General features: G+C 46.4%; 25 protein-coding genes. 1 reads left to right on the forward strand and 24 read right to left on the reverse strand.

The genetic code is table 11. From position 1 onward, the window contains the following. Window positions 1-13: 13 nt before the first annotated feature. Window positions 14-793 (reverse strand): N-acetylmuramoyl-L-alanine amidase CwlD, encoded by a 780-nt coding sequence (gene cwlD / locus DCC85_RS19355; RefSeq protein WP_108467025.1) that lies wholly within the window; start codon window positions 791-793, stop codon window positions 14-16. Between the two features lie 220 nt (window positions 794-1,013). Between cwlD and DCC85_RS19360 the strand changes: the two genes are divergently transcribed. After that, window positions 1,014-1,406 carry a YmaF family protein gene (locus DCC85_RS19360; protein WP_108467026.1) on the forward strand — a complete coding sequence of 131 codons (393 nt, stop codon included), beginning with the start codon at window positions 1,014-1,016 and terminating at the stop codon, window positions 1,404-1,406. A 252-nt stretch (window positions 1,407-1,658) separates the two neighbouring features. Here the strand turns inward: DCC85_RS19360 and rpsI are convergent, their stop codons facing one another. The 23 genes from rpsI to rplX form a co-directional block, all read right to left on the reverse strand. Next, window positions 1,659-2,051 carry a 30S ribosomal protein S9 gene (gene rpsI, locus DCC85_RS19365; protein WP_108467027.1) on the reverse strand — a complete coding sequence of 131 codons (393 nt, stop codon included), beginning with the start codon at window positions 2,049-2,051 and terminating at the stop codon, window positions 1,659-1,661. Window positions 2,052-2,071: 20 nt separating this feature from the next. Next, a complete protein-coding gene (rplM, locus tag DCC85_RS19370) occupies window positions 2,072-2,509 on the reverse strand; it encodes a 50S ribosomal protein L13 (RefSeq protein ID WP_108467028.1) in 438 nt (145 codons plus the stop codon). Between the two features lie 235 nt (window positions 2,510-2,744). Further along, window positions 2,745-3,044, reverse strand: coding sequence for a TFIIB-type zinc ribbon-containing protein (locus tag DCC85_RS19375; protein WP_108467029.1), 300 nt, complete (start codon window positions 3,042-3,044; stop codon window positions 2,745-2,747). Window positions 3,045-3,101: 57 nt separating this feature from the next. Further along, on the reverse strand, window positions 3,102-3,938 hold the full coding sequence (truA, locus tag DCC85_RS19380) for a tRNA pseudouridine(38-40) synthase TruA (protein ID WP_108467030.1): 837 nt from the start codon (window positions 3,936-3,938) through the stop codon (window positions 3,102-3,104). A gap of 426 nt (window positions 3,939-4,364) precedes the next feature. After that, entirely contained in the window at window positions 4,365-4,730 is a 366-nt protein-coding gene (rplQ, locus tag DCC85_RS19385; RefSeq protein WP_108467031.1) for a 50S ribosomal protein L17, read from the reverse strand. Between the two features lie 34 nt (window positions 4,731-4,764). Continuing rightward, window positions 4,765-5,709: a DNA-directed RNA polymerase subunit alpha gene (locus DCC85_RS19390; protein ID WP_108467032.1), complete on the reverse strand. Its 945-nt coding sequence runs from the start codon at window positions 5,707-5,709 to the stop codon at window positions 4,765-4,767. A gap of 126 nt (window positions 5,710-5,835) precedes the next feature. Beyond that, window positions 5,836-6,231 carry a 30S ribosomal protein S11 gene (gene rpsK / locus DCC85_RS19395; protein ID WP_009226663.1) on the reverse strand — a complete coding sequence of 132 codons (396 nt, stop codon included), beginning with the start codon at window positions 6,229-6,231 and terminating at the stop codon, window positions 5,836-5,838. Window positions 6,232-6,250: 19 nt separating this feature from the next. After that, a complete protein-coding gene (gene rpsM, locus DCC85_RS19400) occupies window positions 6,251-6,619 on the reverse strand; it encodes a 30S ribosomal protein S13 (RefSeq protein WP_108467033.1) in 369 nt (122 codons plus the stop codon). Window positions 6,620-6,639: 20 nt separating this feature from the next. Then, entirely contained in the window at window positions 6,640-6,753 is a 114-nt protein-coding gene (rpmJ, locus tag DCC85_RS19405) for a 50S ribosomal protein L36 (protein WP_026688601.1), read from the reverse strand. Window positions 6,754-6,950: 197 nt separating this feature from the next. Continuing rightward, window positions 6,951-7,166: a translation initiation factor IF-1 gene (gene infA / locus DCC85_RS19410; RefSeq protein WP_006212898.1), complete on the reverse strand. Its 216-nt coding sequence runs from the start codon at window positions 7,164-7,166 to the stop codon at window positions 6,951-6,953. A gap of 2 nt (window positions 7,167-7,168) precedes the next feature. Further along, a complete protein-coding gene (locus DCC85_RS19415; protein ID WP_108467034.1) occupies window positions 7,169-7,483 on the reverse strand; it encodes a KOW domain-containing RNA-binding protein in 315 nt (104 codons plus the stop codon). A 3-nt stretch (window positions 7,484-7,486) separates the two neighbouring features. Next, window positions 7,487-8,239, reverse strand: coding sequence for a type I methionyl aminopeptidase (gene map / locus DCC85_RS19420; protein ID WP_108467035.1), 753 nt, complete (start codon window positions 8,237-8,239; stop codon window positions 7,487-7,489). Window positions 8,240-8,244: 5 nt separating this feature from the next. Next, window positions 8,245-8,889 carry an adenylate kinase gene (locus DCC85_RS19425; protein ID WP_108467036.1) on the reverse strand — a complete coding sequence of 215 codons (645 nt, stop codon included), beginning with the start codon at window positions 8,887-8,889 and terminating at the stop codon, window positions 8,245-8,247. A 96-nt stretch (window positions 8,890-8,985) separates the two neighbouring features. Next, window positions 8,986-10,287 carry a preprotein translocase subunit SecY gene (gene secY, locus DCC85_RS19430; RefSeq protein ID WP_108467037.1) on the reverse strand — a complete coding sequence of 434 codons (1,302 nt, stop codon included), beginning with the start codon at window positions 10,285-10,287 and terminating at the stop codon, window positions 8,986-8,988. Continuing rightward, entirely contained in the window at window positions 10,287-10,727 is a 441-nt protein-coding gene (rplO, locus tag DCC85_RS19435) for a 50S ribosomal protein L15 (protein WP_108467038.1), read from the reverse strand. Before rplO ends, secY begins: the two co-directional genes overlap by 1 nt. 45 nt (window positions 10,728-10,772) lie before the next feature. Then, complete coding sequence (rpmD, locus tag DCC85_RS19440) at window positions 10,773-10,958, reverse strand: 50S ribosomal protein L30 (protein ID WP_108467039.1); 186 nt, start codon at window positions 10,956-10,958, stop codon at window positions 10,773-10,775. A 13-nt stretch (window positions 10,959-10,971) separates the two neighbouring features. Then, window positions 10,972-11,469 (reverse strand): 30S ribosomal protein S5, encoded by a 498-nt coding sequence (gene rpsE, locus DCC85_RS19445; protein ID WP_108467040.1) that lies wholly within the window; start codon window positions 11,467-11,469, stop codon window positions 10,972-10,974. A 26-nt stretch (window positions 11,470-11,495) separates the two neighbouring features. Then, window positions 11,496-11,864, reverse strand: a complete 369-nt coding sequence (gene rplR, locus DCC85_RS19450; protein WP_108467971.1) for a 50S ribosomal protein L18 — start codon at window positions 11,862-11,864, stop codon at window positions 11,496-11,498. Between the two features lie 79 nt (window positions 11,865-11,943). Further along, on the reverse strand, window positions 11,944-12,486 hold the full coding sequence (gene rplF, locus DCC85_RS19455; protein ID WP_108467041.1) for a 50S ribosomal protein L6: 543 nt from the start codon (window positions 12,484-12,486) through the stop codon (window positions 11,944-11,946). A 30-nt stretch (window positions 12,487-12,516) separates the two neighbouring features. Beyond that, complete coding sequence (rpsH, locus tag DCC85_RS19460; RefSeq protein WP_108467042.1) at window positions 12,517-12,915, reverse strand: 30S ribosomal protein S8; 399 nt, start codon at window positions 12,913-12,915, stop codon at window positions 12,517-12,519. 31 nt (window positions 12,916-12,946) lie between these two features. Beyond that, the gene (locus tag DCC85_RS19465) at window positions 12,947-13,132 is read right to left on the reverse strand and encodes a type Z 30S ribosomal protein S14 (RefSeq protein WP_009226651.1); all 186 of its coding nucleotides are present in this window, start codon (window positions 13,130-13,132) and stop codon (window positions 12,947-12,949) included. Window positions 13,133-13,177: 45 nt separating this feature from the next. After that, the gene (gene rplE / locus DCC85_RS19470; protein ID WP_108467043.1) at window positions 13,178-13,720 is read right to left on the reverse strand and encodes a 50S ribosomal protein L5; all 543 of its coding nucleotides are present in this window, start codon (window positions 13,718-13,720) and stop codon (window positions 13,178-13,180) included. Between the two features lie 32 nt (window positions 13,721-13,752). Further along, the gene (rplX, locus tag DCC85_RS19475) at window positions 13,753-14,106 is read right to left on the reverse strand and encodes a 50S ribosomal protein L24 (RefSeq protein ID WP_108467044.1); all 354 of its coding nucleotides are present in this window, start codon (window positions 14,104-14,106) and stop codon (window positions 13,753-13,755) included. Window positions 14,107-14,119 lie beyond the last annotated feature (13 nt).

Below are 14,119 nucleotides of genomic sequence, written 5' to 3' on the forward strand. Positions count from 1 at the left end.
TATTATCATTATATCATTTCCCAGACTTTTGTGCTGAGTCACTGGAATGAGACCGCTCCCCCGCTTCATAGCGCAGAATCCCTTTATAGATGGAAGCTGCTACCTTACGCTGATACGTATCATCGTCGAGAAGTCTGGCCTCTTCGGGATGAGATAGGAATCCAACTTCGACCAATACCGAAGGAATTTTCAGGGCCTTAAGCAGATAAGGATAATCCGCACTTTTAGCCACACGATCCGTATTCTCTAAATTGCGCTTAATCTCGTCCTGCACAAGCTCTGCAAAGACACTGCTCTCCGGATGACTGGAATGGTAAAAAACTTGAGCGCCCCTCCAGCGGTTGGATGGGATGCTGTTCATGTGTATACTCACCATGAGTTTTGCCTCTTTCTCTTCAACAAACCGAACCCTCTGCAGCAGATCCTCTGTTTTACGCCGGCTATATCCTTTTGTCTCTGCACCTGCAAGGTCCTTATCCACCTCTCTCGTCATATAGACGATAGCCCCTGCCTGCTGGAGATAATCCCGTAAATAAAGGGCTATAGACAAATTGATATCCTTCTCGATAATTCCTTCCTTGCTGACTGCACCCCCATCAGGCCCCCCATGCCCTGCATCAAGAGCAATCACCTGTCCCGCAAGCGGCAGATTCCAATACTTCGATACTTTGGAAGAGGGGATCTCATAAATGAATACCCCAACCAGAAGCGCAAGCAAAATAATACTATAGATCACCCTCTTCACATGACTTAGTGAAATCCACACGGTTACCCTTTTATCCTTGTTCTTCATAAAAAAAGCCACCTTTCGCCCCATAATGCTTCGTAACATGTATATGGGACAAGGTGGACAATTATACTCAGCCTGTATAGGACGAGTGATTCAGTTATCTCTGTGTCCATGTTCTTTTAACAGAAGAAAATTAAATAAATAAAGCCGACACTAGGCATCCGTCTTATTTATAGTGGCTACTTACACATAATCTGTAAGAAAAACACGAGGAGATGAGATTATGAGTCATATTCCTATAAAAGGTTATGTATACCATTCTAACGAACAAGACGGCAGTCATTCTCACAAATTATATATTACCTCTTGGAATGGAAAGCCGGTTCAGCATGTTCATCAACTTAAAGGCGTAACCTCATTTGACGTCGGGCATCATCACCATTACGCCGCAGTTACCTCCCCAGCCCCTTCAGGGGTGCCTCACACCCATACGTACAGAACAGTTACATCTTTTGATGCCGGCCATACCCACATGATTAGCGGTGTTACCGGACCTGCGATTGAGGTACCCGGCGGTAATCATATACATTATTTTGAAGGCTATACGACCGTGAATGGGAGCCAGCCCCATAGACATCATTACAGTGGTACAACCAGTTATGAGACCATGGTCTAAAAGGAAATTCGGCTTACGAGCATCGCTCCTGGCCTAAAAATTTGTGCATATTCCTCATAGCGATTCGACAATACAGGAAAGCCTGGGGATCTCTTTCCGGGCTTTTCTATATTCCCTCTCTGCTACGACGCACTCCCCCTACTCCCACAAGTTACTCATATATATGTTGGGGCCACGATGGTCCCTGATGGCAAAACAAAAGCCCTTGACCATAAAGGCCAAGGGCTTTGATTCCTTGATACACAAGGGATATTAACGTTTCGAGAACTGAGGAGCACGGCGAGCTGCTTTGAGGCCGTATTTCTTACGTTCTTTCATACGAGGGTCACGAGTCAGGAATCCTGCTTTCTTCAAAGCTGGACGGAACTCAGGGTCTGCTTTCAGCAGAGCGCGAGAGATACCATGACGGATCGCACCAGCTTGACCGGAAATACCGCCACCATGAGCGATAACCAATACATCGTAGCTGTTCAGCGTCTCTGTCAAAGTCAGAGGTTGCTTAACGATCAGTTTAAGAGTTTCCAGACCGAAATATTCATTGATATCACGTTTGTTAATGACAATGCGTCCTTCACCCGGTACAAGGCGAACACGAGCTACCGAATGTTTACGACGACCTGTCCCATAGTATTGTACTTGTGCCATGAAACTGTCCTCCCTTTTAATTACCCGCGAAGTTCGTAAACTTCAGGTTTTTGTGCTGCATGTGGATGCTCAGTACCTGCGTAAGCTTTCAGTCTAAGCTTCATCTTCTCACCTTGACGTGTCTTTGGAAGCATACCGTAGACAGCAGATTCGATTACACGCTCAGGCTTGTTCTTGATCAGTTCTTGAGCCGTTGTCACTTTCAAACCGCCCGGATGGAGGGAGTGACGATAGTACTTCTTGTTTTGCATTTTCTTACCTGTCAAAGCAATCTTCTCGGAGTTGATAACAACTACGAAATCTCCAGTGTCAACATGTGGAGTGAATTGTGGCTTGTTCTTACCACGGATCAGAGCGGCAACTTCACTTGCCAGACGGCCCAAAGTTTTGCCTTCGGCATCAACGATGTACCATTTGCGCTCTACTTCGTTTGGCTTCGCCATATAGGTGGTACGCATGAAATGATCCTCCTTCATTCTCTAAACAAATCGTCTTTTAGTATGCAATATCTGCCGATTTAACAGCTTCAAGTTACATATTTATGTTCGTTTCAAAGATTAATTTTCAATGGTTGGTAAAACATATTTACAGCAATGATTGTGTAATTCTTGGTCGGGGCTGTGGGATAGCCATCAAGAAAACACAACTTTTATTCTACAGGATAAACGTTGAATAAGCAAGTGATTTTTCGGATTAATCAAACAGGTCTCCGAAAACATCTAATACCGACCGTTTCTTCTTCTTGTGGTGCTTGGAACGGTGATAATCATCATCCCGGTATTGCCCCGATGCTTCATACTCCGGCTGCCGCTCCCTATAAGATTGTTCATAATGCTCATCATACATGGGGCGAAGCTCACGGATTCCCTCCAGAAGCTTGTCTAATTCCCCACGGTCCAGCCATACTCCTTTACAGCTAGGACATACATCGATCAATACGCCATCCTTCTCGACTTCCCTCATACGAACAGAATCACAGACAGGACAATTCATAGGTTTTTCCTCCTCAGAATAGTTTGTAACTACTACGCGGGAAGAACTCCTGAGGTTTCATTCCTCATCCTCATCTTCATCTGACTCCATACCTATTTCCGACAGCGGATCAGGGAAAGCTTGCGTATAATCGTACTCTACCTGCCAGAGCATCAGGCCATGGCTTACCGCAGTCGGTCCTGCAGCACTCCGATTACGAGCGGCCAATATATCTGCTATGTCCTGTGGAGTCCTTTTCCCTTCCCCCACCTGCAGCAAAGTTCCCATAATAATGCGAACCATATGCTGTAGGAAGCCATTGCCCGTAATATAGAATTCAATTATCCCTTGATCTCGTGAATCCGGACGACAGCTGGACGTATCAACAGTTATAAAAGCATCATAAATAGTTCGGATATGACTGGGCTTTGTCGAGTGTCTAGATGCAAAAGAGGTATAATCATGGGTACCTATTAGGTACTTCAAACCTTCCTGCATGGCTGACACATTAAGCTTGCCTGGATGATGGAACTGGTAGTGCCGCTGAAATACGTCGACGAACTGATTAGCATTAATCGTGTATCTATAGGTCTTACGCTTCGCTGAACGCCTCGCATGAAACCCTTCAGGTACCTCTCTGGTATCTACGATTACAATATCCTTAGGAAGCCGGCCATTCAGAGCCATACTCCAGCGCTCAGTAGGAATAGCTGAGTCTGTAAGAAAATTGAACACCTGTCCTCGGGCATGTACACCAGCATCGGTTCGACCAGATCCGATGATTTTGATCTTCTCGCCTGTTAATCCTTGCAGAGCCTGTTCGATCACATCCTGAATCGTGTTACCGCCAGGCTGTGATTGAAAGCCGTAATAACTTGTACCATCAAAACTGACGGTCATGCATAAATTCCGCATGCTCTACCCCTTCCCACGATCTTCTCCGGCTGCTTGGGAAGCTTCTAGGGGATTCACGCTTAATAACCGGGAAACATCCCCGGAGTAAGAGGCCTACAATTAGGGTAATTTAAAATTACCTTCAAAGTTCTTCTCTCGGCCATCCCATAGCTGCTGACACACTAAAACTCCCTGCATGCAGAGTGAGTCCTCGCCCGCTAACAGAGAGTGGCATTATCGATTAATGAACCAAGTATCAATTTACATTAAAAAAGAGCAAACCCCGTGCAAACCAGATGGCTTACCCGGGGCAGATGGCCGCGGGCAGAGCCAAGCTCATCCGCGCAGTCGCTCTATATGTTATCCCTACAACCACCCACAATCTATAACGATTGCGGGTGTTCCAAGATATTCTTAGATCCCATAAGGGGCAGGGAAGTTGATTACTTAAGCGCGGTCAACCAGTTCCAAATACACGATTGGAGCAGCGTCACCACGACGTGTTCCAAGCTTCAGGATACGTGTGTATCCGCCTGGACGGTCTGCGTAACGAGTAGCCAATTCAGAAAACAGCTTTTGGATTGCATCTTGTTCCCCATCGATAGACTCGCGACGAACGAATGCCGCTACTTGACGGCGTGCATGCAAATCACCACGCTTAGCTTTCGTGATCAGTTTCTCCGCAATAGAACGAACTTCCTTTGCTTTAGCCTCAGTAGTTTGGATACGTTCATACAAGAACAGATCCGTTACCAAGTCACGAAACAGTGCTTTACGAGCGCTGGAGTCACGTCCCAACTTTTGGTATGCCATGTTTTTCCCTCCCTTTGCTGAGACGATCTGTAAACTATTCTTCTGTACGCAATCCCAAACCAAGTTCCTCGAGCTTCTCTTGAACTTCCTCCAAAGATTTGCGTCCAAGGTTCCGGACTTTCATCATATCTTCTTCGGTCTTCGTAGTCAGCTCTTGCACGGTATTAATACCGGCACGTTTGAGGCAGTTGTAAGAACGAACAGAGAGATCTAGCTCTTCAATCGTCATTTCAAGAACTTTCTCTTTTTTGTCTTCTTCTTTCTCAACCATAATTTCAGCATCTTTAGCTTCGTCCGTAAGGCCTACGAACAAGTAGAGATGCTCGGTCAAAATTTTCGCTCCCAAACTTACTGCCTCTTCTGGGCGAATGCTTCCATCCGTCCATACTTCAAGAGTCAGCTTGTCATAGTTCGTTACTTGACCAACACGTGTGTTCTCAATAACGTAGTTCACACGGGAAATTGGGGTATAGATCGAGTCGACTGGGATGACGCCGATTGGCTGATCATCACGTTTGTTCAAGTCAGCCTTCACATAACCGCGTCCACGGTTAGCGAAAATTCGCATGTGAAGTCTGGATCCCGGACCCAGCGTAGCAATATGCAATTCCGGATTGAGGATTTCCACATCACTATCCGCACGAATATCACCTGCAGTGATAGCACCCTCGCCTTCAGCATCGATTTCGAGCACCTTCTCCTCGTCCGAGTGAATTTTTAGCGAGAGAGCTTTCAGGTTCAGAATGATTTCCGTAACGTCTTCCATGACGCCAGGGATGGTCGCGAACTCATGAAGAACACCATCGATTTGAACCGAGGTTACCGCTGCACCTGGAAGAGAAGAAAGTAGAATCCGGCGAAGCGAGTTGCCGAGAGTCGTTCCATATCCCCGCTCAAGCGGTTCAATGATAAACTTCCCATAAGTGCCTTCATCGTTAACGTCTACGGTCTCAATTTTTGGCTTTTCAATTTCTATCACTGCATTACCCTCCTTCGAAACGTCGCTCCTTATGAAACTGTCACCTGTGAGTCAGTCATGTAGTATGCCTAAACATCCATTCTTACCAAGTTGCGATGCGGTTATACCACACTAAGGCTGGCTTCATTAGACACGACGGCGTTTTGGAGGACGGCATCCGTTGTGCGGGATTGGTGTTACGTCTTTAATCATGTTAACTTCGAGGCCTGCAGCTTGAAGCGAGCGGATTGCAGCTTCACGGCCGGCGCCAGGACCTTTAACCATAACTTCAACAGTTTTCATACCATGTTCCATTGCAGCTTTGGCAGCGGATTCTGCAGCCATTTGCGCAGCGAATGGAGTAGATTTACGCGAACCTTTGAATCCGAGACCGCCTGAGCTAGCCCAGGAGATCGCGTTTCCGTGTGGGTCGGTAATCGTAACGATCGTATTGTTGAAAGTGGAACGGATATGAGCCACTCCAGATTCAATATTCTTACGGTCACGACGTTTAGTACGTACGACTTTTTTCGGTTTAGCCATTGTCTGTTATCCCTCCTTCTTACTTCTTCTTGTTCGCTACAGTACGACGAGGACCCTTACGAGTACGGGCATTCGTTTTCGTACGTTGTCCGCGAACAGGCAGGCCACGACGGTGACGCACGCCGCGGTAGCAGCCGATTTCGATCAAACGTTTAATATTCAAGGAAATTTCACGACGCAGGTCGCCTTCTACTTTGACCTCTTTGTCGATCGTTTCACGAAGTTTGCTAACCTCATCTTCTGTCAGATCCCGAACGCGAGTATCAGGATTGATGCCTGTTGTGCTCAAAATTTTCTGGGAAGTCGTCTTACCGATTCCGAAAATGTAAGTCAAGGCGATCTCAACGCGTTTATCACGTGGCAAATCCACTCCAGCTATACGAGCCATTTTACGCTACACCCCCTTCATTAACCTTGTTTTTGTTTGTGTTTCGGATTTTCACAAATTACCATAACAGTGCCTTTACGACGAATGACTTTGCATTTCTCGCACATAGGCTTTACAGAAGGTCTTACCTTCATGTTTATTACCTCCTCAAAGTTTTACGAAAGTAAAACTGGCTTCAAAGCATAGATGAAGTTTTACGGAGTAAAACTGGCTTCAAAGCATTTCACCCAGTTTTGCTACGCAAAACCCTCTTCGCAGCATTCGTTAAGCTCTACAGATAAAGCTCAACTCTATTATCATACCACGAATTCATGAATTAGCGGTATGGAATCTATTTACGGTAAGTGATACGACCCTTAGTTAAATCATATGGCGATAATTGTACGACCACTTTGTCTCCTGTCAGAATACGGATAAAGTGCATCCGCAGCTTACCGGAAACATGGGCGAGAATTTGATGACCGTTCTCCAGCTCAACCTTAAAAGTAGCATTCGGCAGCGGCTCGATCACCGTGCCTTCGACTTCAATGACATCCTCTTTAGCCACAGTCAGTCTCCTTTCTCTTCGGTATAAATTTCGGTGGACTGTTTATACGCAATTACTGCATGACGCAGTTTTCCGTTTGTCACCCGACCGCTTTCCTTTAAACTGTTTACAACCTCGCTGCTGATGTAAGGCAAGAGCTCAAGATGCAAAAGGCTCTTACGCTTGGCCGAATCAAATTTTCTTTTGCAGCCGTCTGCAATAAGTACAAATTTATCATCCACCAGCTCGACGATCACTCCTAGAGTGCCCGCGTCCTTACCTCTCAGCACTTTCACAAGCTGTCCGACTTCCGCAGTCATCCGGTTCTTCAAAACCATCGTCTACGCATCCAGCTTTGTAAAAATTTCTAAACCATCAGGTGTTACGGCCACTGTATGCTCAAAATGAGCGCATAATGAACCGTCGACCGTGACTACTGTCCAATGATCCTCAAGCGTTCTAACATAACGCTTGCCGACATTGACCATAGGTTCAATCGCTAGCACCATCCCCGGCTTAAGCCGAGGCCCGCGGTCCGGAACGCCATAGTTCGGAATCTGAGGTTCTTCATGAAGCTTGGCGCCAATGCCATGACCGACATATTCCCTAACCACTGAGAAACCCGCATCTTCAATATGACGCTGAATGGCATGCGATATTGTAAACAAGCGAACATCTGGCTTGACTAGTGCTAGCCCTGCATACAGAGAGCCTTCCGTAACCTCGAGAAGCTTCTGGGCCTCATCCGAAATTGTACCTACCGGATAAGTCCAAGCCGAATCGCCGTGGTAACCGCGAAATTCTGCACCGATGTCAAGACTGATAATATCGCCTTCGTTTAGTTTGCGTTTACCGGGAAATCCATGTACCAACTCTTCATTGACCGAAGCGCAAATATTATGAGGAAAACCGTTGTAACCTTTAAAAGATGGCACCGCGCCTTGACTGCGAATGTACTTGTCAGCGATGTGATCGAGTTCCCCCGTCGTAATACCCGGCTCGATCGCTTCAGCCAAAAGCTTGTGCGTCTCCGCAACAATCCGGCCTGCTTCTCTCATAAAGCCCAGTTCCGTTTCGGATTTACAAATGATCATTACACCTAACCTCGCAGTAAAGATACGATTTCTTCAGATACCGCATCAATTTCCTGTTCACCGTCAACCTGACGCAGCAAACCTTTATCTTCGTAGAACTTAAGGAGTGGTGCTGTTTTGTTGATATACTCGTCTAGGCGTGTGCCTACGCTCTCTTCGTTATCATCAGAACGTTGGTACAACTCGCCACCGCATTTATCACAAACACCTTCCTGCTTGGGAGGATTAAAGATCACATGGTAAGTGGAACCACAAGATTTGCAAATGCGGCGTCCCGTAAGACGCGCAAGCAACTTGTCGCGATCCACTTTCAAATTGATTACATGATCCAGTCGGCGTCCTAGTTCACCAAGCAGAGCTTCCAGCGCTTCCGCTTGCGAAAGGGTTCTTGGAAAACCATCCAGTAAGAAACCTTTTTCGCAATCGGACTGCTGCAGACGCTCGCGAACAATACCGACAGTCACATCATCAGGTACCAACAGACCTTGATCGATGTATTCTTTGGCTTTCTTCCCTACAGGAGTTCCCTGTTTGATCGCCAGACGAAATGCATCGCCTGTCGATACATGAGGAATACCAAAGGTACCAACAATCGCTTCTGCTTGTGTTCCCTTTCCTGCTCCAGGAGGCCCCATGAATAAAATGTTCATGCCTTATCGCTCCCTCTCAGACTAACACATGCTGCAACAAACAGCACAATAGGTGCCGGCGAATTCAATTAAGAATCCGATCCGGAACCTACCCGCTTACTTATTAATAAACCCTTTGTAATGACGTTTGATCAATTGGCTCTCGATTTGCTTCATAGTATCCAGCGCAACGCCGATTACGATGAGCAGCGAAGTGCCGCCGATTTGCACTGACTGAGGCAATCCTGCCAAGGCGCCAAAGACAACCGGAAGGACAGAGATTACCGCCAGGAAGAGCGCGCCGGTCATCGTCAAACGGGACATAACCCGTGTCAAATACTTCTCTGTAGTTTTACCCGGACGTACACCCGGAATATAACCACCGTTCTTCTTCATTTGATCCGCCATTTGCGTTGGATTCATCTGAACGAACGTGTAGAAGAATGTGAATCCGATGATCATGATCACATACAGCACAATGCCGAGCGGCTGCGTCGTCTTCAAATGTTCGGTAACCCATCTAGCCCAAGCATGTGTCGACCAAAAGCTCGCGATAATAACCGGGAACTGAAGGAGCGAGATAGCAAAGATTACTGGAATTACGCCTGCCGCATTGATTTTCAATGGGATATGCGTATTTTGTCCACCGTACATTTTGTTGCCGACTACCCGTTTAGCATATTGAACCGGAATCTTCCGGATCGCTTGCTGGATGTAAATGACACCCACCACAATTGCGATACAGATGATCAGAATAATCACCGATTTGATGATATTCAGGAACATCTGTCCGTCTTGCATGAAATCCGATCTAGCAATCGTCTGAATATGTGCAGGAAAAGCAGCTACGATACTCGCAAAGATAATGATCGAGATCCCGTTACCTATTCCCTTCTCGGTAATTTGCTCACCGAGCCACATCAAGAACGAAGTACCTGCGGTTAGAACGATGGCAATCAACAGATAGTCGACAAATGTAGCACCTGGAACCATCTCTGTGCCATACAGACGGTTAAAGCCAACGGCCATGGCAAAGGATTGAATCAAAGCCAGCACGATCGTCATATATCGAGTTAACTGTGCAGATTTCTTCTTCCCTTGCTCGCCTTGTTTGGCCCATTCCGCAAGTTTCGGAATAACATCCATCGACAGAAGCTGAACTATGATGGAAGCCGTAATATAAGGCACGATCCCCAGGGCGAAGATCGAGAATTGCTTCAAGGCACCGCCTGAGAATGTGTTCAAGAGCCCGAACAATTGGTTACCAGCATCATTATTGGAAGCTTCGAATACATCCTTATTGACTCCCGGTACCGGTACAAATGTACCGATCCGGTAGATAATAAAGACAAACAAAGTGAACAAGATCCGGTTGCGAAGCTCTTTCACGTGCCATATATTTTTAACCGTCTTAAACATTAGATCACCTCGGTTTTACCGCCGGCAGCCTCGATTTTCTCTACCGCAGATTGAGAGAACTTGTTAGCTTTAACAGTCAGTTTGACAGTGACTTCACCGTTGCCAAGGATCTTGATTCCGCTCTTCGCGTTCTTCACGATGCCTTGTTCGAACAACAGTTCAGGAGTAACTTCTGTGTCCGCCGCAAAGCTGTTCAGTTCTTCGATGTTCACAATCGCATACTCTTTCCGCGTTGGATTCACAAAACCGCGTTTCGGCAAGCGACGATACAGCGGGTTTTGACCGCCTTCGAAGCCCGGACGCACACCACCGCCGGAACGAGCGTTTTGACCTTTGTGACCACGACCTGATGTTTTACCCATGCCGCTGCTGGTACCGCGACCCACGCGTTTGCGCTCTTTACGGGAACCAGGAGCTGGGGAAAGCTCATGTAACTTCATCGTTCGTTGCACCTCCTTATTAATTGTGGACTAGTTATGAATAACTTAGTCTTGAATCTCTTCAACCTTAACCAGATGGCTCACATGATTAACCATACCACGAATGGCAGGATTGTCATTGTGAACAACCTTTTGATTGATCTTGCGAAGACCCAAAGTTTTAACGGTCGTACGTTGATTCTCTGGACGTCCGATCAAACTGCGTACGAGGGTAATTTGAAGTTTTGCCACTTTGATTCCCTCCTTAACCGAGAAGTTCTTCGACGGATTTACCGCGCAACTTCGCTACATCCTCAGCGCGTTTCAGACGGGACAAGCCCTCCAAAGTCGCGTTGACCATGTTCATCGAATTCGAAGAACCTAAAGATTTTGTCAAAATGTCGCCTACACCAGCCAATTCGAGCACCGCACGAACCGGTCCGCCAGCGATAACCCCAGTACCTTCCGATGCTGGTTTAAGCAATACGCGGCCTGCACCGAAGTGACCAGTAATTTGGTGAGGAATTGTTGTTCCAACCAGTGGTACATGTACCAGGTTCTTCTTCGCATCCTCGATACCTTTACGGATCGCATCAGGAACTTCGCCAGCTTTACCGATACCAGCGCCAACCCAGCCCTTGCCGTCGCCGACAACAACCAGTGCGCTGAAGCTGAAGCGACGTCCGCCTTTAACTACTTTAGCTACGCGGTTAATATTTACAACTCTTTCAGTCAGTTCTAAAGTATTAGGATCAATACGCAAGTCGTTTACCTCCTTTTGTAAGTGTCTTAGAATTCAAGTCCTGCTTCGCGAGCAGCGTCAGCCAGCGCTTGAATACGTCCATGGTACAAGTAACCTCCGCGGTCAAATACCACGTTTTTAACGCCTTTTTCCTGTCCGCGTTTAGCGATCAATTCGCCAACCTTACGAGCAGATTCCACGTTACCGCCATTACCGATTTCCTTGCTAAGCTCTTTATCCACAGTGGATGCAGAAGCAAGTGTTACACCTGCTACGTCATCGATAATCTGAGCATAGATGTGCTTAGCAGAACGGTAAACGTTCAATCTTGGACGTTCAGCAGTTCCTTGGATTTTCTTCCGTACACGCAAATGTCTTTTCAGACGAGCTTTGTTCTTATCTGGTTTCGTGATCATGAGTTCCATTTCACTCCCTTCGGTTTACCATACCAATGCTTCCACATGAAAAAGCCAGAGGGGGTTACGGTAAAGAAGCTTATTTCTTCTTACCGGCTTTACCCTCTTTGCGGATAATACGTTCGCCTTCGTACTTGATACCTTTACCTTTGTAAGGTTCTGGTTCGCGTACAGAGCGGATCTTAGCAGCGTATGCACCTACGCGCTCTTTATCGATACCTTTAACAATGATCTTCGTGTTAGAAGGTACTTCGAACTCGATGCCTGGTTCCGGAGTGATTTCTACCGGATGGGAGTACCCAACGTTGAGTACGATCTTGTCGCCAGATTTGCTTGCGCGGTATCCGACACCAACCAGCTCGAGAGATTTGGAGAAACCTTCAGTTACGCCGCTCACCATGTTGTTTACTACGCTGCGCGTAGTACCATGCAGGGAACGATGCAATTTATTGTCAGAAGGACGTTCAACAGTGACAGAGTTATCTTCAACTGTTACCTTCATGTCTTTGTGAAGCTCACGGCTCAAAGTTCCTTTAGGACCTTTAACCGTAATTACAGTGTTATCGAGTGTGATGCTCACACCACTTGGTACTGTTATTGGTTTACGACCAATACGGGACATTTGCTGCACCTCCTTGTTTTGTGACGTTAATTACCAAACGTAGCAGACAACTTCGCCGCCGGCTTTAGCCTGACGCGCTTCCTTGTCAGTGATTACTCCCTTGGAAGTGGAGATAATCGCGATACCCAATCCGCCGAGGACACGAGGAATTTCGTTACTCTTCGTGTACACGCGAAGACCTGGCTTACTGATTCTCTTAAGACCAGTGATTACGCGCTCGTTGTTCGGGCCATATTTCAGGAAAATACGGATAATCCCTTGTTTGTTGTCATCGATATATTCAGCGTCACGGATAAATCCTTCACGCTTCAAAATCTCAGCGATTTGTTTCTTGATTGTCGATGCAGGCATTTCTACCGTCTCGTGACGCACGATATTGGCGTTACGAATACGTGTAAGCATATCTGCAATAGGATCTGACATAGTCATTCGTGTAAACCTCCTTCCCGTCGTTGATTGATTACCAGCTTGCTTTTTTCACGCCAGGGATCTGGCCTTTATAAGCTAATTCACGGAAACAAATTCTGCAAATTTTGTACTTCTGCAGGACCGAATGTGGACGACCACAACGTTCGCAACGGGTGTATGCCCGCACCTTGAATTTAGGTGTACGTTGTTGTTTAACTTTCATCGAAGTTTTTGCCACTTAGCCTGACACCTCCCAGATCGATTCGGAGAATCGGATTTTTCCTTATTTTACAAAAGGCATTCCGAGCCCGGTCAGCAGTTCGCGGGACTCTTCATCGGTTTTAGCCGTCGTTACGATTACGATATCCATACCGCGCACTTTATCAACTTGATCATACTCAATCTCAGGGAAAATCAATTGTTCCTTGAGTCCAAGTGTGTAGTTACCGCGTCCGTCGAACGCTTTGTTCGATACGCCGTGGAAGTCACGTACGCGAGGCAGGGTAACGTTGAACAGTTTGTCGAGGAAATAGTACATGCGATCTCCGCGAAGAGTTACCTTCACGCCGATTGGCATGTTCTCACGAAGTTTAAATCCAGCGATGGATTTCTTCGCTTTAGTGATTACTGGCTTTTGACCAGCGATCAGCTGCAGATCGTTAACCGCTGCATCAAGTACTTTAGAGTTAGATACTGCGTCACCAACACCCATGTTGATAACGACTTTCTCGATCTTAGGTACTTGCATTACGGTCGAATAGTTAAACTTTTGAATCAAGGCAGGTGTTACTTCATTCAAAAAACGCTCTTTCAATCTCGTTGCCATGAATCATGGACCTCCTTTCTTACATTACTGGATTAGTCGATTACTTCTCCGGATCTTTTTGCTACACGTACTTTCTTACCGTTGTCCAATACTTTGTAACCGATACGAGTTACTTTTCCGTCCTTAGGATCAACGTGCATTACGTTAGAAACGTGAATCGGAGCTTCTTTCTCAATGATTCCGCCTTGCGGATTCAGTTGGTTAGGCTTTTGGTGCTTTTTCACCATGTTTACGCCTTCTACCAATACACGGTTTTCACGAGGATAAGCAGCGATAACGCGACCTTTTTTACCTTTGTCCTTACCGCTGATTACGATAACAGTGTCCTCTTTCTTCACGTGCAGTTTGTTGTTGTGAGACTCCAGAACTTTTTTCAGTCTAGGCATTCTTTACACCTCC

The sequence above is a fragment of the Paenibacillus sp. CAA11 genome (assembly GCF_003060825.1).
In the GTDB taxonomy this organism is placed as follows: Bacteria; Bacillota; Bacilli; order Paenibacillales; family Paenibacillaceae; genus Fontibacillus.